This window comes from Acinetobacter sp. CIP 101934, assembly GCF_000369585.1.
In the GTDB taxonomy this organism is placed as follows: domain Bacteria; phylum Pseudomonadota; class Gammaproteobacteria; order Pseudomonadales; family Moraxellaceae; genus Acinetobacter; species Acinetobacter schindleri.
Window position 1 is genome coordinate 2171807 of sequence record NZ_KB850094.1, and the last position, 23858, is coordinate 2195664.

General features: G+C 40.3%; 21 protein-coding genes, 1 tRNA gene and 1 pseudogene. 7 read left to right on the top strand and 16 right to left on the bottom strand.

The features are described 5' to 3' along the window. Window positions 1-227: 227 nt before the first annotated feature. Complete coding sequence (gene rnk, locus F899_RS10660) at window positions 228-626, bottom strand: nucleoside diphosphate kinase regulator (protein ID WP_005222699.1); 399 nt, start codon at window positions 624-626, stop codon at window positions 228-230. A 122-nt stretch (window positions 627-748) separates the two neighbouring features. Between rnk and F899_RS10665 the strand changes: the two genes are divergently transcribed. Then, complete coding sequence (locus F899_RS10665; protein ID WP_005222701.1) at window positions 749-1297, top strand: hypothetical protein; 549 nt, start codon at window positions 749-751, stop codon at window positions 1295-1297. Between the two features lie 136 nt (window positions 1298-1433). Here F899_RS10665 and glyA read toward each other — a convergent pair whose 3' ends face one another. Further along, a complete protein-coding gene (gene glyA / locus F899_RS10670; RefSeq protein ID WP_004815326.1) occupies window positions 1434-2687 on the bottom strand; it encodes a serine hydroxymethyltransferase in 1254 nt (417 codons plus the stop codon). A 154-nt stretch (window positions 2688-2841) separates the two neighbouring features. Then, window positions 2842-4071, bottom strand: coding sequence for an alpha/beta hydrolase (locus F899_RS10675; protein WP_005222703.1), 1230 nt, complete (start codon window positions 4069-4071; stop codon window positions 2842-2844). A gap of 345 nt (window positions 4072-4416) precedes the next feature. On the opposite strand from F899_RS10675, the gene F899_RS10680 reads away from it, so the two are divergent. The 3 genes from F899_RS10680 (at window position 4417) to F899_RS10690 (ending at window position 6413) form a co-directional block, all read left to right on the top strand. Continuing rightward, entirely contained in the window at window positions 4417-5115 is a 699-nt protein-coding gene (locus F899_RS10680; RefSeq protein WP_004815320.1) for a DUF3820 family protein, read from the top strand. A gap of 87 nt (window positions 5116-5202) precedes the next feature. Next, window positions 5203-5856 carry a hypothetical protein gene (locus F899_RS10685; protein ID WP_005222705.1) on the top strand — a complete coding sequence of 218 codons (654 nt, stop codon included), beginning with the start codon at window positions 5203-5205 and terminating at the stop codon, window positions 5854-5856. A gap of 206 nt (window positions 5857-6062) precedes the next feature. After that, on the top strand, window positions 6063-6413 hold the full coding sequence (locus F899_RS10690) for a hypothetical protein (protein ID WP_005222708.1): 351 nt from the start codon (window positions 6063-6065) through the stop codon (window positions 6411-6413). A gap of 472 nt (window positions 6414-6885) precedes the next feature. On the opposite strand, the gene F899_RS10700 is transcribed toward F899_RS10690, so the two are convergent. Further along, window positions 6886-7110: a hypothetical protein gene (locus F899_RS10700; protein ID WP_004815310.1), complete on the bottom strand. Its 225-nt coding sequence runs from the start codon at window positions 7108-7110 to the stop codon at window positions 6886-6888. Window positions 7111-7619: 509 nt separating this feature from the next. Between F899_RS10700 and F899_RS10705 the strand changes: the two genes are divergently transcribed. After that, on the top strand, window positions 7620-8165 hold the full coding sequence (locus F899_RS10705) for a serine O-acetyltransferase (protein ID WP_005222713.1): 546 nt from the start codon (window positions 7620-7622) through the stop codon (window positions 8163-8165). A 214-nt stretch (window positions 8166-8379) separates the two neighbouring features. Here F899_RS10705 and katE read toward each other — a convergent pair whose 3' ends face one another. After that, window positions 8380-10500 carry a catalase HPII gene (katE, locus tag F899_RS10710; RefSeq protein ID WP_005222714.1) on the bottom strand — a complete coding sequence of 707 codons (2121 nt, stop codon included), beginning with the start codon at window positions 10498-10500 and terminating at the stop codon, window positions 8380-8382. A gap of 527 nt (window positions 10501-11027) precedes the next feature. Between katE and F899_RS10715 the strand changes: the two genes are divergently transcribed. Both F899_RS10715 and F899_RS10720 read left to right on the top strand, forming a co-directional pair. After that, the gene (locus F899_RS10715; RefSeq protein ID WP_004815299.1) at window positions 11028-11237 is read left to right on the top strand and encodes a cold-shock protein; all 210 of its coding nucleotides are present in this window, start codon (window positions 11028-11030) and stop codon (window positions 11235-11237) included. Between the two features lie 114 nt (window positions 11238-11351). Further along, complete coding sequence (locus F899_RS10720; RefSeq protein ID WP_004815297.1) at window positions 11352-11579, top strand: hypothetical protein; 228 nt, start codon at window positions 11352-11354, stop codon at window positions 11577-11579. Between the two features lie 459 nt (window positions 11580-12038). Here F899_RS10720 and F899_RS10725 read toward each other — a convergent pair. The 11 genes and pseudogenes from F899_RS10725 to F899_RS10780 form a co-directional block, all read right to left on the bottom strand. Further along, window positions 12039-13198 (bottom strand): IS3 family transposase gene (locus F899_RS10725; RefSeq protein WP_155757027.1). Its coding sequence is split into 2 segments (ribosomal slippage): window positions 12039-12964 and window positions 12964-13198, totalling 1161 coding nucleotides; the frame shifts between segments, so codons are not numbered across the junction. A gap of 182 nt (window positions 13199-13380) precedes the next feature. After that, window positions 13381-14592 carry a DcaP family trimeric outer membrane transporter gene (locus F899_RS10735; RefSeq protein ID WP_005222720.1) on the bottom strand — a complete coding sequence of 404 codons (1212 nt, stop codon included), beginning with the start codon at window positions 14590-14592 and terminating at the stop codon, window positions 13381-13383. A gap of 60 nt (window positions 14593-14652) precedes the next feature. Then, window positions 14653-15591, bottom strand: a complete 939-nt coding sequence (locus F899_RS10740) for a DUF4116 domain-containing protein (RefSeq protein WP_005222722.1) — start codon at window positions 15589-15591, stop codon at window positions 14653-14655. 14 nt (window positions 15592-15605) lie between these two features. Continuing rightward, complete coding sequence (locus F899_RS10745; RefSeq protein ID WP_155757028.1) at window positions 15606-16658, bottom strand: AbrB family transcriptional regulator; 1053 nt, start codon at window positions 16656-16658, stop codon at window positions 15606-15608. Between the two features lie 49 nt (window positions 16659-16707). Further along, a pseudogene (locus F899_RS10750) lies at window positions 16708-18206 on the bottom strand (tripartite tricarboxylate transporter permease). Window positions 18207-18219: 13 nt separating this feature from the next. Then, entirely contained in the window at window positions 18220-18666 is a 447-nt protein-coding gene (locus tag F899_RS10755; RefSeq protein ID WP_155757029.1) for a tripartite tricarboxylate transporter TctB family protein, read from the bottom strand. Between the two features lie 53 nt (window positions 18667-18719). After that, the gene (locus F899_RS10760; protein WP_005222727.1) at window positions 18720-19712 is read right to left on the bottom strand and encodes a Bug family tripartite tricarboxylate transporter substrate binding protein; all 993 of its coding nucleotides are present in this window, start codon (window positions 19710-19712) and stop codon (window positions 18720-18722) included. A gap of 96 nt (window positions 19713-19808) precedes the next feature. Then, window positions 19809-20954 carry a tricarballylate utilization 4Fe-4S protein TcuB gene (gene tcuB / locus F899_RS10765; RefSeq protein ID WP_005222728.1) on the bottom strand — a complete coding sequence of 382 codons (1146 nt, stop codon included), beginning with the start codon at window positions 20952-20954 and terminating at the stop codon, window positions 19809-19811. 3 nt (window positions 20955-20957) lie between these two features. After that, on the bottom strand, window positions 20958-22352 hold the full coding sequence (tcuA, locus tag F899_RS10770; protein ID WP_005222730.1) for an FAD-dependent tricarballylate dehydrogenase TcuA: 1395 nt from the start codon (window positions 22350-22352) through the stop codon (window positions 20958-20960). A 99-nt stretch (window positions 22353-22451) separates the two neighbouring features. Beyond that, complete coding sequence (locus tag F899_RS10775) at window positions 22452-23384, bottom strand: LysR family transcriptional regulator (RefSeq protein ID WP_005222732.1); 933 nt, start codon at window positions 23382-23384, stop codon at window positions 22452-22454. A 278-nt stretch (window positions 23385-23662) separates the two neighbouring features. After that, window positions 23663-23738: transfer RNA gene (locus tag F899_RS10780), tRNA-Arg, on the bottom strand. Between the last annotated feature and the right edge of the window lie 120 nt (window positions 23739-23858).

A 23858-nucleotide genomic window follows, 5' to 3' on the forward strand; every position in this document is an offset into this window, starting at 1 on the left:
GCCCTTTAAACTCAATTGAACCAATTTTTATAGTACGTGGTTTCCGTCAACATAACATGTAGCATTTTGCAAAGGAAAGCCTTTAAGGCATAGAATTTTTTATATAAGTTAAAGATATTGTTGGATTTAAGCTTTAGCTATCTTAATAAAATTACAAAATATCAAAGCCAAATAGAAAAGCCCCACTGATATGAGGCTTTTCTATTATGCAAGAGATCAGAACGACTTTATAAATAGTCCCCTTCACGTTCTGGCTGATACAGTACCTTTTCTATTTTGACTTTCATCATTTCACCGTCTGGCTGCGGCCATTCAATGGTTTGCCCTTCTGCCAGCCCAAGGATCGCGGCACCGACAGGCGCTACAATATTCAGCTGTCCCGGCTCGCCCTTGAACTCATGCGGATAGACCAGCGTAATTTCTTTGGTCTGGTTAGCAATTGTGACCAAGGCGCGTGCATGCATGGTAACGATATTGGCAGGAATATCTTGAGGTTTAACTACCTCTGCCCGTGCCAGTTCATCCTCTAGCTGCTGCATGGTTGGAGTCAGCTTGGGTTGATTTTCAAGCATAGTCTCCAGACGGTTCAGATCCTGTTCCGACAAAATAAGCTTGGTTTTTTGCATGCACTCTCTCCTGATCGAGCATTTCAATGAATCTTCATAAACAGATTAAAATTAAATTCTTGATTTAAAAAATATTTGCAATATATTTAAAACTAAAATAACGAAATAAAAAGAAGAATAAGATGGTATTTGCACAATCTACTTCAACATACAGTAGCACGGATTTCATGCAAGGTCTGCGTGCTCAGCTGCATCATCCGGATTCGGAACGTACCTTTTATGTCAGTCAGGCATTAAAGACCATTAACTTTGATAATAGTCCAGAAAGCCTGCTTCGTCTTGATCAATTTTTTCAGGCATTTAAGAAGCATTTAGGAATTTTAACAGCTGACTTTAACAAGACCATTCAAAAGCTGAATACTGTGCTCTTGATCACCAGCCGGATCGGTTATTTTATCAGTTCTGAATTGAACTGTACTGAACATTGGCTAAGCCTTAAAGAACTCCAAATGGTGGCTTTAATACCAGGTACCGAGTTTGCCAATTCACAATATTACTATGGCTTGGAGCTTCATGGGCAGATCGTATTTCCGATTGATTATGTTTTGAAGCATTTTTCAAGTATGGAAATGAAGACCAGTATCAGTGAAGATATTCAAAGCTTTATTTTTGATTATCGACATCCGCAAGCCATAGATCAATACGATTACTCTACTGTATTCCGAATTTAAAGCATAAGCTGTGAAAGCAGATTTTTTGAGCTTGTTGATCGCGATTGATTATTAAGTAAACAAGCTATTTAGTTGATTGAATTAAAAAATAAAAAAGCCCCCCAAATCGGGAGCTTTTTTTCTGCTTCAGCTACAATTATTTAGCATATACAGGGAATTTTGCACATACAGCTGCAACTTTTTCTTTAACCGCAGCGATCACAGCTTCTTCGCCTTTGCTGTCCAGGATGTCAGCGATCCAGCCAGCAAGTTCACGTACTTCAGCTTCGCCAAAACCACGAGTGGTTACTGCAGGTGTACCAATACGGATACCAGAAGTGACGAATGGAGAACGTGGGTCGTTTGGTACAGAGTTTTTGTTCACAGTGATGTGAGCAGCACCTAACCAAGCATCAGCGTCTTTACCAGTAATGTCTTGTTTGATCAGAGACAACAAGAACAGATGGTTCTTTGTACCGCCAGAAACAACGTCATAACCGCGTTCAATCAGAACTTCAGCCATTGCTTGCGCATTCTTCACAACTTGTTGCTGGTAAGCTTTGTATTCAGGTGCCATTGCTTCTTTGAAGCAGATCGCTTTAGCAGCAACCGCGTGAACCAGAGGACCACCTTGGTTACCTGGGAATACAGCTGATTGAAGTTTTTTCTCAATTTCTTCGTTTGCTTTTGCAAGGATCAAACCTGAACGTGGACCACGAAGTGTTTTGTGAGTCGTTGTCGTGGTTACGTCAGCAATTTGAACTGGGCTTGGATAAACGCCAGCAGCAACCAGGCCAGCCACGTGAGCCATATCAACAAACAGGTACGCGCCTACTTTGTCTGCGATTTCACGGAAACGTTGCCAATCTACGATTTGGCTGTACGCAGAGAAACCAGCCACGATCATACGTGGTTTATGTTCAACTGCCAGACGTTCAACTTCTTCGTAATCGATCTCACCAGTTTCCGGGTTTAGACCGTATTGAATTGCGTTATAAGTTTTACCAGAGAAGCTTACTTTCGCACCGTGAGTCAAGTGACCACCGTGAGCCAGGCTCATACCCAATACTGTATCGCCTGGGTTAAGAAGCGCTAGGTAAACTGCAGAGTTTGCCTGAGAACCAGCATGTGGCTGAACGTTAGCGTAATCAGCACCAAATAATTCTTTAGCACGGTCAATTGCCAATTGTTCAATGACATCTACATATTCACAACCGCCATAGTAGCGTTTGCCTGGGTAGCCTTCTGCATATTTGTTAGTGAGTTTTGATCCTTGAGCTTCCATTACTGCTGGTGAGCAATAGTTTTCAGAAGCGATCAACTCGATGTGCGCTTCTTGGCGAGCATCTTCGTTAGAGATTGCTTGAGCGATTTCTGGATCAAATTCAGCAATAGAGATATTGGCAAACATTAGCGAGGTCCTATTAAATTAGGGCTTTTAAGCCGTGCTAAGATTGGCGCGTATTGTAGCATGAACTTTGCTATTTTCGACTAGGAACTTTATTCAGTTTGCAATAAAAATAGCTCATGCTTAAAAAAATATGAGCTATATAGATAAAAATAAGTTATTGAATTGGCATTAGAGATTTTACATCTTCAATAATATTAGGAATATTCGATGTATAGACACTGCTGTGATCCCATGAATTGTTCGTAATATATCCTAATGAGGTTTGTTTCTGATTTGCTGATCTAACTAAAACATCTGTTGCAGCTTTTGGAACAGTCTTATCTGCCCCTCCCTGATAAATAATTACTGGTGTAGTCACTTTTACCTGTAAAGGCTGAGAATCTTTTTCGAGGAAGGTTTTGACCACTGGGATACTCATAAAATTAGCTTGAGTACGCGGGTATCCTTCTAAGGTTTTTTTATCGTTAAAATAAATTCCCATTTCATTACCGAATTTTCCGCCCAATACTTCATAACAATCTGATTCAGCATTCTTAGCAATGTCGTCCGTTGGATTTTGAAATACTTGGCTATATTGCAGATTCGGGTTCGGATTACGCAATCCAGCTACAATCAGTGCAGTAAAAGTATCTAAAGAGGCTAAAGTTTCAATTTTTTTATTCAGATTTGTTTCCTGTCCAGCTTGAGCCTCACCACCTGCCAAAATCAAACTAAAATTAGAAGCAGGTGCTAAAGCTACCGTACCTTTATAAGTCATTTGAGATGCACGTGCTGCATATTGAGCAGCACCTAAAGCCGCTTGACCACCTTGAGAATGTCCGACAGCCATCCATTGATTAGAAGCTTCCAATCCTAAATATTTTTTTGCAGCTACCACTGCGTCAGTAATTGAATAGGCTTCACTCTTAAGATTAAGGAAAGGATGAAGTTCTGTGCCACTCGGCTCTCCTAAGCCTTCATAATCAGGTGCAACGACCATGTATCCAGCTTGAAGGAATCTGGCAATCATATCTTTGATATCAGGATTTAGTTCATTGCGACTTGGTGCACACTGATCAGCCACACCGGTCGTACCATGTGCCCATGCAACTATCGGCCAACCTTTCGCAGGAGGTGTTCCTTTTGGAGTAAAAACCAGTGCCGTTGCCTGGGTTTCGTTATTATTGATACCTAACATCTTATAAGTCATAACCACACTTTCATCGGCAACAGCAGTCAGGTCCGTTTCGGTATAAGCCACAGGCGTTGCTACAACCGGATTGGCAATATTATTTACCGGAATAGCGGATTTGGACTCATAATCACCATCATCATCGCTATCATTACACGCAGTTAAAGCTACGCTTAGGGCGAGTAGAGAACCAGTCAATACATGACGTTTCATCGATCTTATCCTTGTCTTAATTATTGTCTCTTATGATTTTTATAGTTTTATCAAATGATAAAACTAGAGATTAATTTCCCAAGTTATTGTCTTAATGGCAAGAGATTATTTTGTTATTTATCTAACAAATACAGTCCAAGTTTCGATTGATTTCGGCATAATAAACTTAAGCTTTGGAGATAATTACAGAAACTACAAAAACCTTTATTTATTAGTTCAGTTTAAAAATATTCTGTATCAGTCAAAAAGCCTTCAATTAAAAGTAAAAATCAGGCATTCCAATTGTCAGTAGTGAAATAATAATGTTAGATTTTAATCCTCACCTTTTTCAGGCAAATTTTCGTCATGCAGGCCATCATTCTCGACACTGAAACCCATACACTAAACGGTCAGCCGATTGAAATTGCGTATGCGCCTGTGGACATTCTGGACCATAAAATCAGCCTGGATAAAAGCCGACTGTTTGATCAGCTCTATAGCTGTGATGAACCAATTTCTTTTGCAGCCATGGCTGTGCATCATATTCTGGAATCAGATCTGGAAGGACAGCCACATTACAGCAGTTTCGAACTTCCACAGGAAACTACTTATATCATTGGTCATAATATTGATTATGATATTCGTGCCTTAGAAAAATGCGGTGTAAATTCATCTAATATTAAAGCGATTTGTACGCTCGCTTTGGCTCGTCGCGTATGGCCAGATGCTGAGGCCCACAATATCTCTGCCCTGATTTATATGATCACCCGTGGCAGTGACCGTGCCCGTGAAATGATCCGTAAAGCGCATCGTGCTGATATGGATATTATTCTGACTGCGAATATCCTGATGCATATTGTGCATCACCTGAAAATCAGCAGTATTGAAGAACTATATGAAGCTTCTGAAGATGCGCGTATTCCACGTACCATCAATTTTGGTAAGCATCGTGGCACTGCGATTGCTGAACTGCCTGCTGACTATGTGCAATGGCTGCTTCGTCAGGAGGATCTCGATCCTTATCTGCGTAAGGCTTTAGAAAATACTGCAATTACAACACTTTAATTTTAAGCAAATTTAACAGCATCTTCATATTAGTGTAATTTTCTCATATTAGCATCTACTTGAACTCTGTATATAAGGCATTCAGGTATGATGCGCTATTCAAAAACTGCAAAGGGTCTACATGTTCTTCAACATCGCAATGTCGAGCTTAATGCACGTCAAAGACGTCTTTTGGTTTTAATTGGCACTGAAGATTTTGATTTACTCACACCTCAGTTTAAAGCGCGTATTGCACCACATGATTTGCTGCAACAATTATGTGATATAGGATTAATTGAAATACAAGAGTTAGAGACTTCAAATGCAGCATTCGGTACAGAGTCAGTACACACTTCAGCCCCTGCTAGTAACTCAGCAAAAGCATCAACTTCACACTTTCCTGAATCAAATATTCAGACTTCAATCACTCGTCCTGCCCCATCTGCTGATCTTGAAGCGCCGATTACCACGACATTAGTTGCCACGCCCCACGTGCCTGACGTACCTGCTGACATCCCCTATATAACACTCAACCAAGAACAGGTACGCAGCTTAATGCTGGACAGTTTAAAAAAATACTGTGGCTTATTGGCCAAACAACACATTCAAAATATTGCTCAAGCACCAGATATCAATGCCTTAAGAGTCTGTCAGGTACAATGGTTGACACTTCTCCAGGAAAGCCGCATGCCTTCACAAGAGTTAAACCAACTGTTCAAGCAAATTAGCCATGCTTTATCCATGCTGCGTGCTCAGGCTTAAAACTCTCCATAGATTCAGTCTTTTTAAGTCTAGTTTAAGTTTAAAGATGAATAAATCCGGCGAAAAAATTTTTCTATTTAATTGAAAAATATAATTTTAATTCGTACAAAAGTAGTTGTATTCATTTACTTTCGACTATAGATGCATAGCTATATTAAGGATTTAAAGCCATATAGAATGTATTACTTTTTATTCTTCCCACGCTTATGCAAAACTATTTTGAATTCGATGCTTTTGATAATCCCATGCAACTGAGCAAGGTGGGAAACTGGGTCATTACTTTTGTCAGTGCTGCCGATGAACTAGAACATATTCAGTTGGCGATCACGTATGTCTTGCCTCGCCAGATCAGTGATGCGTTGCAACCACGTCGCATACTGATTGAGAAAACTGCCTATGAACATCAATGGCTGATTCAGACGATTGAATGCTTTGACAGCAAGACCAATCAGGAAGTACAAATTGCAGCTGCAGATGCATTGGGACAACAAACGCTTCAGCAGATTCTGGAAGAATTTACTCGTTATGATGTGAATGTCACTCTAAAAAGTTTTTAAGTTTAAGCTCGTTGACAAGTTATTAACTAAATGCTTGAACTATCTACTATTCAGGCATTGAGTTAAAAATCGCGTTAAGCTAAGTGCATAATAATAGATAAGAATAGAATCTAAATTATGCGATATGCTCATCAACATAACACTCAAGCCCTCGTCCTATTTCAGCTTCACCAAAATATAGAAGAATGCCTGAATGCTTTTAATTTGAAGTCTCAAAGTCACCAGCTCAGGCTTCAACCCGATCCTCTGTCTCAAGAATATCTCCTTGCACAGAAACATGACTTAGGACAGGTATGCCAACAAATCCGTATAAACCGTAGCGAAGTATCCGATCCTCATCCCTTGGTTCGTTATCATCTGCTGGCATTTATTTTTAATCAGTTAATCTGAAACAATAGGATTTAAAAAAAATAGCCCATCCTTAGATGAGCTATAGCTTCTATATTGCCAGGCTTAACTAAAAAATAGTTTCCTATTTTGGTTCCATAACACGATAAATACAGTCTGTTTGCTCACTGGCAAATAGCAATTCAATCGTTGGCCGGATAATTTCATCGTCCACCACAATGTATTCAACTTGCTGTTCTAAACGTTGGGAAGGATCTCTATGCTGGGCACCGGCGCGCAATAATGCTTTTACATCAAGGATTTTTCCATACTGGTTTTTGACTTGCACATCAATCATCTCTTTTGTCATTGCGGTGCCCTCCTTTTAATTTGGATTTATTAATTCTCATCTTCTAAATTCTTATAACATATTTATTTAAAAGGCTTTCAAACGAATATGTAAGATTTTTTAGCAGGATATTATTCCGGCATAAGATGAATTGCAAAACCAAATGAATAGTTTGTTGCTACTCGCTTTAATCGCACAGGCAAAACTAAAAACCAGACATTAAAAAGCCCGCATCGCTGCGGGCTCTGTGTTGGATGGCTAGTGCTAGATTTATTGCCTGAATCGAAATTCGAGCTCAACTAACTGTCATTGATCCGTCCAACTTATTGGTAGCGTCGCATGGTTTTTTGACCTACCGTAAGCTTAATATAGGCTGCACTTCATGGTGGCACAAGTCCTGATTACATTTCTAAAAGTAGATTCATACAATTTTTCAATTGTGATTTTTATAAACTCCATTAGTCTTGCAGACTTCCGAATTTTTTCATTTCAGCGCAAAATACGCTGTCTTTTCTATCCGATGCTCAGTCATGATCTGGCAACTTATTCTTAGTGATCTGTATCGCTATTGCGGCAATACTTCAGCAAAATCTCTGATTAAAAACTATCTGTTTAACCGCGGTTTTAATTTTAGTTTCTGGTTGCGTCTGGCCTCTTCCAACTTATTTATTGCGAAATTAGCCTATCCTATTTTTTATTATAAGAAAAAGAAATACGGCATCGACATTCATTGCAGTACGCAAATTGGTTATGGATTATATATCGGCCATGGTGGACCTGTAGTGGTAAACCCCACTACAATTATTGGCAACAATGTGAATCTGTCACAATTTACGACCATTGGTGCCAATGGCGGAAAACAGGCAGCCTATATCGGCGATAATGTCTATATTGGGCCGAATGTTTGCATTATTGATGATGTCAAAATTGGCAACAATGCCACGATCGGTGCCGGTAGTGTGGTCACTAAAAACATTCCTGAAAATGCGACAGCCGTGGGAAATTATGCCAAAGTGATTCATTATAATAATGCAGGTAACTCCGTAAACCGCCGCTGGCCACTTAGTGAAAAATAAAGCAGTTCATCTGAAATAAATAATGAATCCAGTTATCAAGCCTAAAAATTTATAAGGATTTTACTCATCTGGATAGGTTTTGTGGCGCTCATTTGGATTGTCTTTAAACAGAATGCATTTATGGATAAACAGATGTAGATACGAGCTGATTGATTTAAATTATACCACTTAAAAAAACTCCCTCAATTGAGGGAGTTTTTTTGACTTGGCTGTTTTAACCTGGAATCATTTCTGATACTGGTTCACGCGCCCAAACACGATGTTTCATAATTAGTTGCTTTAATTCCATAGCGACGGATTTGAAATCTTGATGTGAAAGCGTGCCTTCATCAGCGACCAAACCTAAAGTATTGATCAGATCAGCTTTTTCACCCAAGAGTACAATTGGCTTTAAGTGTACGTAAGCTTCAATGATGTAGTGTTTTGCCGTGCCGTCTTTCAACACCTGGTCATAATTATCACCATCGACCATAACAACGGCATCATAAAGTACTGATGGCTCACCTCGTTGCATACCATCTGCCATTACTTCTGCACCATTGCTGCTCAATACAGGTGCAGGTGTCGGAGCGAGTACCTCAGCAATGGCACTTTCCTCCTTGGCCCAAGCCAATACCGCATCCACATTCGCCTGATTAACCTTGTCATGCACTAGAACAGCAATTTTCTTGCCCTTAATATCGGGTGCCGGGAAGGCTTCCAGAGAAATGCGTTTAGATGGCGTTACTTCCGGCAATTCCACATTCAGTTTTTCTGGCGGAATTACAATCCCCAGTTTGGTTGCCACCTGCTGAGCCAGATCCAGATCGATATTGCACAGAATTTCTAGCACTTCACGTTCACGGATATACAAACGTTGCACCTTGCTCAGTTCAAAAACATACGCATTCACCACATGACGTTGTTCATATGGCGTCAGACTGCGGTAATACAATCGTGCCTGGGTAAAGTGGTCACTAAATGATGGGCTACGCTCACGAATCTTACGTCCGTCAATACGCTCGGCATAACTTTCGAAACCACCATTCGACGCTGCCGGTGTGGTTTCCGTTGGCCAGTTATTATCGATAGAATTTGGTTCATAAGAGGCCTGTCCACGATGGATCGCACGCTGATGATAACCATCACGCTGATTATTATGGAATGGGCAAACTGGCTGGTTGATTGGAATCTGGTGGAAGTTTGGTCCACCTAGACGAATCAACTGTGTATCGGTATAGGAGAACACACGTGCCTGTAGTAATGGGTCATTCGAGAAATCAATCCCCGGTACAATATGTGCCGGACAGAAGGCCACCTGCTCGGTTTCTGCAAAGAAGTTTTCCACATTACGGTTAAGTACAAAGCTACCAATTGGTGTAACCGGTACAAGCTCTTCAGGAATGAGTTTAGTCGCATCCAGCAGGTCAAAATCAAACTTGTGCTCATCGGCTTCAGGCACGATCTGTACACCTAGTTCCCATTCCGGATAATTGCCTGACTCAATTGCATCATACAAATCACGACGGTGAAAATCTGGGTCACGACCTGCCAGTTTTTGTGCCTCATCCCAAGTCAGCTGGGTCAGACCTTGTTTTGGTGTCCAGTGGAATTTAACAAAAACTGCTTCACCATCCGCATTGATCATACGGAAAGTATTGACACCGAAGCCCTGAATTGAACGGAAGTTACGTGGAATAGCACGGTCAGACATTGCCCACATCACGGCATGGGCAGTTTCAGGTACAAGAGAAACGAAATCCCAGAATGTATCATGCGCAGTCTGTGCAGTAGGAATCTCGGTATGTGGTTCAGGCTTCATCGCATGCACGAAATCCGGGAACTTGATTCCGTCCTGGATAAAGAATACTGGTGCATTATTTCCCACCAGGTCATATACCCCTTCCTGAGTATAGAACTTCATCGCAAAACCGCGAATATCACGTACTGTATCCGCTGAACCTCGTGGACCCTGTACGGTAGAAAAGCGCACAAACATAGGAGTCTCGCGCTCAGTATCGGTCAGGAATCCAGCTTTGGTAAAGCGCTCATTGCCAGGATAAGCCTTAAATACACCATGTGCTGCCACACCACGGGCATGCACAATACGTTCAGGAATACGCTCATGGTCAAAATGCGTCATTTTTTCCTGAAAGATAAAGTCTTCCAGCAAAGTTCCACCACGGGTACCAGCTTTCAGGCTATTCTGGTTATCAGAAATTTTCACCCCCTGGTTGGTGGTCAGAGCCTGCCCAGTTGCATCACGACGGTATGCATCAAGCTGGGCATTCTTCTCATTATGATTTTTCAAATCCGGACGATCAGTACCTGCTAGCTCACTCTTGGTCTCTTTCATGTGACTTCCTTATTATTACCCTTTTGATAGAAAACAAATTTGGCCTTAAGCTTTTGTTTTTTATCTTCTATTATTTAAATGACGGCGATTGTTCACTCACATTCAAAGGAGTTATATCGCTTATTAGGCGCCTTTCTAAAATACTATGGGGCATACGTGGAAGTTGTAGCGCTTTGTGACACCGTGTATAGATCAATTAATGTTTAAGGAGAAGTCTGTATTCAGCAAATGCTAAGACGTGACTTAAAATAGTTTCAAGTAGGACTTAAGACGATTAATAATCTGTACATGAACAGTCTCTTATAAATTATTTGTATAATAATTTAATTTTTTATTGAATATTTTGATATATCATGTATGATGACTATCAAATACAAAGTGTTGTTATTCTATTTTCTTTAAGTATCGTCGTTTTTAATTATTTTATAAGCATTCGTTTTTTCAGATCATCATTTCAATTCTTTCCTATTCTCAGCATATTTTCGTTTATTTAATTCGAAAAATACTAAAAATCAAAAGGTTATTTTATGTCTAATACAGTTACTGGCACAGTAAAATGGTTCAACGAAACTAAAGGTTTTGGCTTTATTCAACAAGAATCAGGTCCAGACGTTTTTGCTCATTTCCGAGAAATTAGCAGTTCAGGTTTCAAAACTTTATTTGAAGGCCAACAGGTTTCTTTCAGCATTGTTGAAGGTCAAAAAGGTCCTAATGCTGTGAATATTGTCGCTCTTTAATCGACAATATTCATTAGAGGGAGCCTGCACATCAGGCTCCCTCTCATTTTTTGAAATCCCTAGTTTTATTCTATTTTCAAAAATAGAAGAAACATTAAAATAATAGGTAACACAATGAATCAATTTAATAATTTAATTGCTAAAGCAGCCAATGGCACTGAAATCCTGGTTTCTCTTATCCCATTAAATAAACAGCAAAATACCCGCCAAGGCTTTAAATGGGTCGAAGTTGGCAAGAAAGTTCTTTTACAGTCAGGTCTTGAAGTTGACTTAAATATGGACGGTCGGTCTTTCTATGCTCAAAGTAATGAGCTATTTAAGTTTAAAGAGAGAATCATGTAATTCTTTACTTGCATTAAAAAAAGATGCATTTGAATCCTGATCTATTTTTAATCAAAGATAGCGATAAAATTTATTTTTTTATGAGGAAGTGTCTTATAGATGACTTCCTTTTTTTATATTTTGAATTTTAATTTATTCTGAGTAATAACTTACCATTAATGACTATTCTGTTTATTAAAAAAACATCTTCTATATAAGATCTATTTCATAAATCAAAAAATGATCGTTATTATTTATATTTAAATGGATATTGAAAGTTCCGTCTCCCTTTAGGATGAGAAGTATTACTTCGCAAGAGGATAAAGGATTTCTTAGATATAACTTCTCCTTTGCGCAGCAGTGCTGCTCATCTCCTACAAGGAGAAAGGAATTTCATTTTAATGATTAAAAAATAATTTATGAAAGAACTCTATAGGATGTTTGATCCTAGACAGTATCGTGGACAATCGATCCCTGATCCTAGACAGTATCGTGGACAATCGATCCCTCTAAATTCTTGAAATATTTCTGTTCAAAGGCTTCTGGACTTAACCAGCCGTTTGCAGAATGCCTTCTGACCCGATTGTAATAAATCTCAATATAATCAAACAAGACCGCATTCACCTCTTTTCGAGTCGAAAACACACTGCCATGTACCACATGACCTTTTAATGTAGGAAAGAAGCTTTCAGTCACTGCATTATCCCAACAGTTTCCACGTCTAGACATACTCTGAGTACAATCATTTTTCAGTAACAGCGCTCTAAAATCACGACTACAGTACTGTGAGCCTTGGTCCGAATGAACCATAACACCAGTTGGATAACCCTGACGAGCCATTGCATAGTTAAACGTATCACACACCAACTGGCGGTCTATTCGATGGCTGGTTTGCCACCCCACGATACGACGGCTAAATAAATCTAGCATCACACATAAATACAACCAACCTTCTTTAGTGTGGATATAGGTAATGTCTGTTGTCCAGACTTTATTAGGCTGAGTAACTGTAAATTGGCGATCCAACAAGTTGGGTGCTGTAGGCAAACGATGGGTTGAATCAGTCGTATGCTTGTATTTACGCGCAATCCTGCTACGTAAACCAAGCTTTTTTAGCATCCTTCCAATAGTACGTTCGCTCATGTTGTAACCTAAATCATGCATGTCATGTACTAATGAAGGTGCACCCAATCGTGCATGATGCTGCCAATATACGGCTTTTAAGTCATTATATTTCTGTGCCGTATTGGCTTGACGTTTTCGCCAGGCATAATAGCCTGAAGTGCTGACACCTAGGTATTTACAGGCAGAAGATACGGTGACTTCATTCATATCTAGATCTTGAATTACCGTGTACTTTTCTTGGCATGATCTGTTAGAAAGTACACATGCGCTTTTTTTAAGATGTCATTGGCTTCCTTGAGCTGTTTGACTTCTTTCTCTAATTCCACGATCCGCTGTTGTTCTGGTGAAAGTTGACGTTTGCTTGAACCTGCCGGATTGGTTTCACGAATCCATTTATCTAATGTTGAATAACCCACACCTAATTTCTGGGCGATTGCAGCTACAGACTCGTGTGAGTTTGAAAGTGCATAATCAATCGCTTGCTGTTTAAATTCTGGACTAAAACGTTTAGCCATTTCTTGAATCTCCAAAGATTAAAGTTACGTTATCTTTAGAGGGACGTGCTGTCCATTATTTTGTCTAGGATCAGTTTCCTATAGATATTAAGTGTGAAATAAAATAGTTCTAAGCTTAAATAAGCTAGCAAACTCCATTAAAAGGGATAGAGAAATCTCTCTACCCTTTTAGCCCCGCTATTTTAAAAATCATATTTCGCCATGATTTCTATACGGTTATCATTTCCTGTTCTACCTTCAACAGTCTCGCGTTCACCATAGACATATTCCATACCCAACGTAACGGGTTTAATCGGGTTATACATGACATTTAACCAGCCTTGCTGTAAATGATTATTACCGTTGGCGTTGTTATCATCATAAATTACAGAGCCATAGCCCAAAGTACTTCTGATTTGAGGAGTAAATTTATAGGTTGCACCCAATGTAAAAGCATCAAAATCAATGAGGTCTATATCATTGCCACGCTGTACATAACGTTTGTTATCAGAAGTTGCTAATAAAAATTTATTATCTCCAGAGATATGCGAGTAATTAGCATTCAAAATAAGTTGATTATCTGGCTTATAATTTACCCCTAGACCAATCCCCCAACCTAGCTCTGTCTCATCATCCAGATCACGTACTCGTACTTCTTGTAAAAGTCCTCGTGCAGTGACTAAACCGGTGCCTTCCGCAAATTTATGACTCAATTTTGCCGTAGCTGCAGGTAACCTGTTTTCGTCATTACCTTTTTCTAATCCAACAAAATACTGGGTATTGGCATTTAGTTGATCTGTATACCGCACCATTGGAGTACGTGTCGTTCCTCCACCGAGTGGAGTATTGAAATCGAGCATTTCTGGTGAGGTTTCGGTCGACAAGAAGGTCGACGTAGTTTGACCGATTAACCAGTTGTTATAAGTCATGTAGACATGACGTAATCTGACCGTATCCTTATCTGTACCGCCACGGAAATCGATTTCAACTTTAGCGCCGACATCAGCATCCTGAAATGGCGACTTAAAATCCAAACCAATGCGGGTGGTTGTTAATGTCAAATCTAAACGATCTTCAGTAGATTTCTTATTGACATCTCCTTCTAGCGCTACGCTATTGATGCTATTAAACATGCCTTTTGCGCCTTCGATTTGATAAGCAGCATCAGCACGAACAAAGCCATAGAGCTTAATTTCTGCACCAGATTTTGATAACCACTTATTTACTGCTGGTGTTTTTTGTTCCTGCTGAAAATCTCTGCTTGTCCCTGAGATTTGTTGGGCCTGTAACATTTGTCTGAGCTCAGCAACTTCTGATTTCAATTTCTCAATTTCTGTAGGCGCTGTTTGATCAGCATATGCTGTGGAAATAACTGTACTACCAATAAATATAAAAGCTAAATTATAAAATTTCATATTAATCCTTTAAAAGTGAATCCAATTTCATCCAATACATTAAAAATCAGTTTTTTTGTTTTATCCTCCATATAGTTCTAGATACTTGTTTTTCACGATTTCACTTTTATATTTTTGCTTAATAAAATTAATCGCATGCTTAGACTTGGAAAGTGCATACAGACATAGGCTTTCGGTTTGATGTTTCACTGCTGCAATAGCTTCGTAATCCAGGGAAATAGCCAACCTGCATAAATGTTCTGGTTGTTCATCAAGATATTTAATAGAAGTTGGATTTTGCCGAATGGCATGAATTATTAATTTTTCATTTTTATTTTTTAAGAATTTGATAAATGATGAATTTTTTCGAATTGCATCTAGCCAGACAGCTTCATGGCATTCTTTGACATATTGAATAACATAAGGTTTTTTCTTAAGTGCAAGTCTTAAAATATACTCGCTTTGATCATGAATATATTGAATTGCTTCTGGCTTTGATTTGACAGCTTCTTCATAAATTAAATCAGTGGGCTCAGGAATATATTGCAATGTATTTCCATCAGCTCGAACTGCTAATAGACATATTTCCTGAGTTTTATCGTGCACATACTTAATTGCATAAGGATTGTTAAAGACAGCTGTTTTACACAGGAATTCATTTTGTTGTTGAATAAATTTAAGAGCAAAACCATTTTGTCTAACTGCAGTTAAACACATCTCTGCTGTTGGATTATCAATATAATAGCGAATCGCTAATCCTTCATTTTCTAAAGCCTTTAGACATATTCGATGAGTTTTATTTTTGACATATTTGAGCGTATCACCACAGTTTGAAACAGCGAGTAAGCACATTTCATCATTTTGCACTTGTACGTACTTAAGCGCTCTAGGATTAGTTTTAACCGCCACTGTACACAACTGGATATCCTGATGAGGAATATATTTTAAAAGTAAGCCATCATGCTGTAACTGATACAGCCAATTTTTATAAGAAACCCGTATATACACGTCACTATTCATCCGTGATCCATCTCCTAAGATTTATTCGTAGATTTAAAAAGCAGTTGCAGACTGCGTTGATAAAAAAAGCGTGTGGTTAAAATCACAAAAATCAGGCGTGAAAGCTGAAAAGCCACTACGATCGGCACAGCGAGTCCCAAGGCTTTTGCCATTAAGGACATTTCAGCAATCCCACCAGGAGATAATCCCAAAATCAGAATCTGGGCATCGGCATGGCTTAAATGAATTAATAACAAGGCAAAAATAATAGACAATGCCAATGCCAATAAATTGAATAAAACAGTCAATCCGATAAATTTTTTACTGTTTTTTAAGAAACTAAATGGAAATTTGCTGCCTAACGACCAGCCAATACAGAGTTGCCCAAAGGCAATAAACCACTCTGGAAAGCGAAATTGTAAAATGCCAAAAAAAGACAAAAGACCAATGATCGTCAGTGGACCTAAAATCCAAGCATTAAGAAAATTAAAATATTGAAAGATTTTGCCTGTAAATAAAGCCAGTAAAAAAAGCAGCAGAACCTGATCAAATCCATAACGTTCAGTATCCTGCACGATCAGATCAGACCATTCGACCTGAAAATACAGTCCCATAAAAATTGGGACAAGCACTACCAAAATCACAATCCGCAGACTATGTGCAGCCACCACTTTATCGACCTGGGCATTGTATTGCTCGGCAATATTAACCATTTCACTGGCACTGCCAATTGCTGAAGAAAACCATGCAGTGGCCCAGTCCAGTTTATTGATCCGATATTGCAGCACTGCCAACATGGTACCCAGCACCAGCGACCACAGAATACCGAGCAGAATGAAGCCCCAATACGCAGAAATGGCTTGTACCAAGGCTGGGGTAAAATATAGACCGAGTGCCATACCAATAATAATCTGCCCTCCTTTACGCCAGTGAGAATGGCAGGACAATGGCTTTCCAACACTTCCCATGAATAATGCAGCCAGCAACGGCCCGAGTAGCCATGGCAAAGGAATATGCAGATATTTCGCGAGTATTGCCCCAAGCAGAGCAATGGCCAATCCTTTGGCATTTAACATTATTGTTTTCATAATCCTAAGCAATAATGATCAGCACAAACTGATCATTATTATTGTCTAGTTAAGCTTGATGCTTTTTGATGAACAGGTATTTACGTACTACTGGAAGAATCAGTAACAATGCTGACATCACCCAAAGTCCCATGCTGATATTACTGCTCCACAAGATGCTGAGTTCACCTTGAGAAATAGATAACGCACGACGTAGATTCGACTCCATTAACTCGCCTAAAACAAAGCCAAGAATTAGCGGTGCCAATGGGAAATCAAATTTTCTTAATACATAACCGCTACACCTAAGCCCATGCATAGCAATAGGTCGAAGATATTGGAGTGAATGGCGTAAACACCAACAAAGCTCACTGTCGCAATAATCGGAATCAGAATGTAGCTTGGCACACTTAACATACGGGCAAAGAAGCCAACCAATGGAAGGTTTAAGACCAGCAGAATAATGTTACCGATCATTAGAGATACGATCAGTGCCCACACCAATGTTGGCTGTTCACTAAATAATTGTGGGCCAGGGGTAATGTTATACATCATTAACGCACCCATCATGACCGCAGTTGTTCCTGAACCAGGTACACCTAAAGTCAGCATTGGTACAAATGAACCACAAGCTGCTGCATTGTTAGCGCTTTCTGGCGCTGCCAGACCACGTAAATCCCCTTTACCAAACTGACTGTTGTCACGTGCCATTTTACGTTCAGTGGTATAGGCCATCGCACTTGCTACAGTTGCACCTGCGCCTGGTAAAATTCCAGAGAAGAATCCGATCAGAGAGCCACGGATGATAGTAGCCAATGCGCTCAAGAATTCTTTGACGTTAAATAATGAGCGTTTACCTTGTTTCAGCACAACTTTGCCAATGGTAGTACGTTCTAGCAGTAATAAAATTTCGCTCACACTAAATAAGCCGATCACCAACGTAGTAAAGGCAATACCATCACTCAGACCAACACTATCAAAAGTAAAGCGATATACACCGGTAATGGCATCCATCCCAACAGTCGATAGCGCTAAGCCCATCAGCGCCATGATCAGGGTTTTAAAGGGCTGCGTACTTACCAGACCGGTTAAGCAGACAATGGCAAATACCATCAATGCAAAGTATTCTGCTGGTCCAAAAGCAATCGCCCACTTTGCCAATAACGGTGCAAACAATACGATTCCAATAAAAGCAATCGTACTCCCGATAAACGAACTGACTGATGACAGCGATAGTGCAATGCCTGCTTTACCTTGCTGTGCTAGCGGATAGCCATCCAGCGTGGTCATAATCGCGCCAGCATCACCCGGTACGTTGAGTAGAATTGCAGAAATACGACCACCATATTCACAACCTAAATAAACTGCTGCCAAGAGAATTAAAGCACTGTCTACAGGTAAACCGAGTGCATAAGCAAACGGTAACAGGATGGCTACACCATTAATTGGTCCTAAACCCGGTAATAGACCGACAATCGTACCAATAAATGCACCGATAAAAGCAATGAGAAGATTTTGTGGTTGTAAGGCAACTTCAAATCCCATCATTAAAAAATTTAATATATCCATATCGTTGTCATCCTTAACCGAAGAATCCGAGTGGTAACGGCACATCTAGTACACGGTCAAACAGGTAGTAGGTACACGTACTGAGCACCAGACCTGTGATCGCCACTGGAATGGTTTTGCCATTGAAAAGCTTGCCCACTGCAATGGTCATGAGTAAGGTCGCAACGATAAAGCCGAACCCTTCAAAAATAACTGCATACACAGTCAAGGCCAGTACACACAGCACCAGTTTGCCCAGCAAATGCTTGGTCCATCCCAGTTCAACCGGTTCAAACATGATGGCTGGACGTACGGTCAGATAGACTGCACTTGCTGTAATTAAGCCCATGAGTAAAATTGGAAAGGCTTTGGGTCCTACTGGATCGTAGGAAATTGGAGCCTCAAAACTGCAAGCATAGATCAGTAAAAATAATCCGCAGACCGCAATGATGCCCGTAAGAATACGTTCAGATTTCATCATCTACCCTCAAAACAAAAACTGAGCTGAAAATGGTTTTCAACTCAGTCCTTTTGTTATTTTGACAATTTATATTCTTCAGATAACTGACGCATTTCCGCAGTCTGCTTATAGACATACGCAGTCAGTTCTTCACCGGTCAACTCGAATGGAAGCAGATCCTGATTTTCACGTACTGCATCGAACTTCTGGTTAGCCATCATTTGATCAAAAGCATTTTTCCACCAGTTGAAGGCTTCATCACTGACTTTTGGCCCCATATAGAAGCCACGGATTACAGGCCATTCCAGATCATAGCCCTGCTCTTTTGCAGTTGGCAGCTGAGAGAATTTACCCTCTAAACGTTTGTCAGAGAAAACAGCCAGAATTCGGATATTACCTGCTTCGAGGTGAGCGCCTACTTCACTGACATTCCCCACACCCACCTGAATATGTTGACCAAGCAGCGAAGTCAGGACTTCACCACCACCTTCAAGTGCCACAAAGCTCATATCAGCAGGGTTCACACCAGCTTTCTTCGCCAGAATGGCAGTTTGCATCCAGTCCTGGCCGCCTACACTACCTGCCCCCCCAAAGCTGATTGCTTTTGGATTTTTTTGCAGGGCTTTCATTAAGTCGTCCAGCGTTTTTAATGGTGAATCTTTATGTACAGAAACCAGACCATAATCTACGGCCACACCAGACAGCCATTTCACGTCTTTTTCAGTAAAATTACCGAATTTCCCTTGTGCCAGGTTCAAAAGTGAACCAGTAGAAAATGCAATCACCGCGTTATTATTTGCCGGATCGTTATTCACAATCTTGTTATACGCGACTGCTCCGACACCGCCCGGCATATAAGTCACACGCATCGGGTCTTTTAGGGTTTCAGTCTGTTTAAAACCTGACTGAATAAGCTTACAGGTCATGTCAAATCCCCCACCCGGTTTAGCTGGTGCGATACATTCAGGGCGTTTTGGCTGACCAGGATCTTTAGATGCATTTCCTGTACCACAACCGACCAATACAGCGCCTGTACAAGCCAATGCTACCCATTTCAATTTTTTCATAGCAAACTATCCTTATTGCTGAATTATTTGTTGATGTATGTCCATTTTTACCTGATGCCAACCTAGACCAGAGAGGTCATCAGTTGGCTTGGGTATTTACTTTGCTTTTGCTCGATGCTTGGCAATGCGCTCTTCAACAGCGAACTTCAATAACGCAGCACTGCGGTAGAAACCATGGGCGAACTTGCCAAAAGGAATCGTCAAGAAGAAAGTCATTACGGTTGCAAGGTGAATAATCAGTAGCAACGCCATTGCAGCGGTGTCACGGAATGCCAGTAGCAATAGACCGGTGATACTGATCAGTAAGAGTAAGAAAATAAATCCACGATCCATTGGCTTCTGATTGACATCACCATGTAATGGATGACGTTTAATATTCAGATAAAGCAATCCGATCGGGCCAATGATTAAGCCAATACCACCTAAGGTGCCTAAAATGACCGGCAAGCTGGTGTAGGCATAGGGGGCTTCCAGACCAAGGAAATAGTGATAGAGGGTTGCCACGCTGGTTGCGGCGAAGCAGAGTAAAAAGCCATACATGGTGAAATGATGGAAGACACGACGGATTTTCGTATATCGATCATCTTCTTCATTACAGCCTTTACCATGTCCACCATCCAGATATTTTAGCGTTAGTACATTTTTAGAGGCTTGTAGAATATCTGGTTGTGCCACACCTTCTGGAATAATTTTTGAAGTCTGTCTCCAGAATTTCGCAATCCCTAAACCGAGTAGAATGAATGCCACAATAAATACTGAGCCGAACAACACTGCCAAGAAGTTATGCGGAAAAATCGCATAGAAATTACCTTGGTAGCGACCGAATAAATCAGTACCATTTAGCCAAACACCACCCAACATGAGCAAGAAGAAAAGCACAGACATTGCAGAAACCAATGGAATACCGGTTTTCTTATAAATTGAGCCAAAAGAAGCAGGTACTGCAAATTCCTGATAGGTTTCCAGACGGACTTGCGCCATCGCTTGTGGAATATTCACACCAAATTCATGTGGCGGTGCATACTGACAGGCATGCAGACAGGCACCACAGTTATGGCACAGATTAGCCATGTAGTGAATATCTGCCTGAGTGAACTCAAGACGTTTCGTCATGGCAGGGAATACAGCACAGAACGTTTCACAATAACGGCAGGCATTACAAATCTGCAAAGCCTGTTTTACTTGTTGTTCATTATCGGTTAGCTGCACTACAGGAATTAAAGTCTTTACATTTGCATTCATATTTTAAACTCCCTGCTTTAATGCAGCTTTTGCCGCATTTTTACCAGCAATACGTCCAAAGGTTGTGCCAATCGACATGCCTACACCTGCGGTATATCCTTGGCCCAACACATTCCCTGCCATCATTTCGCCTGCTACATACAAGTTGGGACTTGGTTTATTATTAAAACGTACTGCCGCATCGTCTTCGACTTTCAATCCTAGGTATGTGAAAGTAATCCCCGGACGTAATGCATAAGCATAAAATGGTGGCTGATCCAAAGGCACAGCCCAGTGAGTTTTAGCTGGTGTCAGGTTTTCGGTATGACAGTTGTCGAGAACAGTATGGTTGAATTCGCCTTTGACACAAGCCTGGTTATAGTCCGCGACGGTTTTAGATAGTGTTACAACATCTAGATTGAGTTTTTCAGCAAGCTCTTCAATCGTATTCGCTTTAGTGCCTTCAAATACAGGTGGCATGAAACGCCCCACTGATTTTGAATCAATAATCGAGTAGGCAATTTGGTTCGGTTGTTTGGCTACCAGGCGTCCCCAGATCGCATAACGTTTTGGCCAGAAGTCCTCGCCTTCATCATAAAAGCGTTCGGCATTTTTATTCACTACAATGCCTAAAGATACGCAATCAATTCGTGTACAAATGCCACCATCATAAAGCGGTGCACGTGCATCAACAGCAACACAGTGCGATTGTGATGGATCACCGATAATATCTGCACCTTGGTCTATCATGAATTTCAGCAAGTTACCTTGGTTGAAGCGTGTGCCACGAATAATGAAGTTATCTGCTGGCCATTCGCCATTTTCATTTTGGCCCCAGGCGTCACGTAACCACTTACGGTTCGACTCAAATCCACCCGCAGCAAGAACACAGGAAGCACCCTCAAAGCGTGTGCCATCTTCTGCAATCGCTGCAATAAATTCACCATTTTCAATGATCAGCTTGGTAATTTTAGTGTTATAGCGAATCTTAATACCGAGGTTTTGTGCACTTCTGAAATAGGCATTGACCAGGGCTTTTCCCCCACCCATAAAGAAGGCATTGGTTCGCGCTACGTGCAGAGCACCCGATAAAGGTGGCTGAAAATTTACGCCATGCTTACGCATCCAGTCACGACAGGTTGCAGTTGAACGAATAACGAGACGAGCCAGATGCTCATTAGTTTTACCAGCAGTAACTTTTAATAAATCCTGCCAGTATTCTTCTTCAGGATAGGCATCAATCAGCACGTCCTGAGGTGCATCATGCATACAACGTAAATTACGTGTGTGCTGTGAGTTTCCACCTCGCCATTCTTTGGGAGCTGCCTCCAAAAGCAATACTGAAGCACCCGCTTCTCGTGCAGTGAGTGCTGCACATAATGCGGCATTCCCACCGCCAATCACAATTACATCATGCATTCGATGTCTTCCCTTTCGAATTTGATGCAATTTAAGACTAAAAATAGGGATTTCAGTGATAGGCTGAATTTAAATAGGTGTTTAATAAAATTAAATAGGCTAAAAGTCTAATAGTTCTGCACCCGACCATAAACCTTTATTTATTAATTTCTTAACACAAATTTTTATTGCAACTTTGGTGGCAAGACTTGCTGGAGAAAGTTCTTCTTCTGAAATACTAATTAAATAGTTGATTCTGGCAAGTTCCGGTTCGACTACTTTCAACAAGCAAATATCAGATTTAAGATAATCGAAGTGAGCACTCACAGGCTGAATCGTGGCCATATTTAAGTGACTGACACAGTTCATCAGTAAATGCAGCCCATCGACCTCATAATTAACATCTAATAATTCTACTTTCTGGTCTAAGAACTTACGTAAACCATGTCTTTGGCTAGGTAAAACGAGTGGTAAACGGTTTACTCTTTCCAAATCAATTTGGCCGTTTTGAATACAATTTTCTAAATCATATTCTTGTAATAAGGCTCTGTTAGCCATTAAAAACATTTGTTCCTTTAATAAAGGCTGAACAGACCAATTGGCATCTACATCCTGTGTAAAAATAATAGCAATATCAAGTTGTCTTGAATTGACAAGATTGGTGAGGTTTCCAGATAAGCTTTCCACTAAATGAATCTTGATATCCGGATAGCGTTCGGACATGAGTTGCATAAATGGTATGCCCAGTACAGATGCAATACTTGGTGAAAAGCCCACGCTTACATGACCTGTTAGACGAGAAGAATGCGCGGCCTCGATTGCATACTGTACATGACGTAATGATAATTGCGCTTGCTTAAAAAAAGCTAACCCTGCTGGAGTAGGTGTAACCCCGGTAGAAGTACGGCTTAACAGGCGGGTGCATAGTTCATCTTCCAGTTTAGCAATTTGCTGACTTAAAGCAGATGTTCCAACATCTAGTTTTTGTGCAGCTTTGCCCAGGCTTCCAGACTCTACAATTGTGATAAAGTATTTTAGCTGTTTTAATTCCACTCATTTCCCTTGATACGTTTTAATAGCAATATGTTAGGTAGATACAATATACGGTGTAAACCTACTCAAGAGAATGATAAAAAAGAGGTATTGAAGTTTTAGATATTCATCTTTTTTACTAATGCTGTTTATTTTTGAGTCTGTAAGACTGATAATTAATTTAGGCATCTTTTTACAGTATCCTAAAACGCCTTCGGATATTATCGGACAACAGAAAAATATAAGTTATTAATTTTTAATAACATTAGGATTAATTCGAATGTAATCAAACAAGGAGATGGTGCGCTCAGCGGGACTCGAACCCACGCCACAGGCTTCGGAGACCTGTACTCTATCCAGTTGAGCTATGAGCGCTTATATGAGGAGTGCGCACATCATAACAAAAAATCGCATAAGGTAAACAACTATATATAAGCTAGTGATTTTAGTGACTACGCTTTGAACAATCTTCTCACACCTTTATAAAAGAATTCC

Excerpts from the sequence above, each read along its gene's own strand:
- F899_RS10715 (WP_004815299.1), top strand. The coding sequence starts at position 11,028 with ATGTCTAATACAGTTACTGGCACAGTAAAATGGTTCAACGAAACTAAA.
- tcuB (WP_005222728.1), bottom strand. The coding sequence starts at position 20,954 with ATGAATGCAAATGTAAAGACTTTAATTCCTGTAGTGCAGCTAACCGAT.
- katE (WP_005222714.1), bottom strand. The coding sequence starts at position 10,500 with ATGAAAGAGACCAAGAGTGAGCTAGCAGGTACTGATCGTCCGGATTTG.
- F899_RS10760 (WP_005222727.1), bottom strand. The coding sequence starts at position 19,712 with ATGAAAAAATTGAAATGGGTAGCATTGGCTTGTACAGGCGCTGTATTG.
- glyA (WP_004815326.1), bottom strand. The coding sequence starts at position 2,687 with ATGTTTGCCAATATCTCTATTGCTGAATTTGATCCAGAAATCGCTCAA.
- F899_RS10735 (WP_005222720.1), bottom strand. The coding sequence starts at position 14,592 with ATGAAATTTTATAATTTAGCTTTTATATTTATTGGTAGTACAGTTATT.
- F899_RS10755 (WP_155757029.1), bottom strand. The coding sequence starts at position 18,666 with ATGATGAAATCTGAACGTATTCTTACGGGCATCATTGCGGTCTGCGGA.
- F899_RS10690 (WP_005222708.1), top strand. The coding sequence starts at position 6,063 with ATGCAAAACTATTTTGAATTCGATGCTTTTGATAATCCCATGCAACTG.
- F899_RS10685 (WP_005222705.1), top strand. The coding sequence starts at position 5,203 with ATGATGCGCTATTCAAAAACTGCAAAGGGTCTACATGTTCTTCAACAT.
- F899_RS10745 (WP_155757028.1), bottom strand. The coding sequence starts at position 16,658 with ATGAAAACAATAATGTTAAATGCCAAAGGATTGGCCATTGCTCTGCTT.
- F899_RS10720 (WP_004815297.1), top strand. The coding sequence starts at position 11,352 with ATGAATCAATTTAATAATTTAATTGCTAAAGCAGCCAATGGCACTGAA.
- F899_RS10705 (WP_005222713.1), top strand. The coding sequence starts at position 7,620 with ATGATCTGGCAACTTATTCTTAGTGATCTGTATCGCTATTGCGGCAAT.
- F899_RS10665 (WP_005222701.1), top strand. The coding sequence starts at position 749 with ATGGTATTTGCACAATCTACTTCAACATACAGTAGCACGGATTTCATG.
- F899_RS10675 (WP_005222703.1), bottom strand. The coding sequence starts at position 4,071 with ATGAAACGTCATGTATTGACTGGTTCTCTACTCGCCCTAAGCGTAGCT.
- F899_RS10680 (WP_004815320.1), top strand. The coding sequence starts at position 4,417 with ATGCAGGCCATCATTCTCGACACTGAAACCCATACACTAAACGGTCAG.
- F899_RS10700 (WP_004815310.1), bottom strand. The coding sequence starts at position 7,110 with ATGACAAAAGAGATGATTGATGTGCAAGTCAAAAACCAGTATGGAAAA.
- rnk (WP_005222699.1), bottom strand. The coding sequence starts at position 626 with ATGCAAAAAACCAAGCTTATTTTGTCGGAACAGGATCTGAACCGTCTG.
- tcuA (WP_005222730.1), bottom strand. The coding sequence starts at position 22,352 with ATGCATGATGTAATTGTGATTGGCGGTGGGAATGCCGCATTATGTGCA.
- F899_RS10740 (WP_005222722.1), bottom strand. The coding sequence starts at position 15,591 with ATGAATAGTGACGTGTATATACGGGTTTCTTATAAAAATTGGCTGTAT.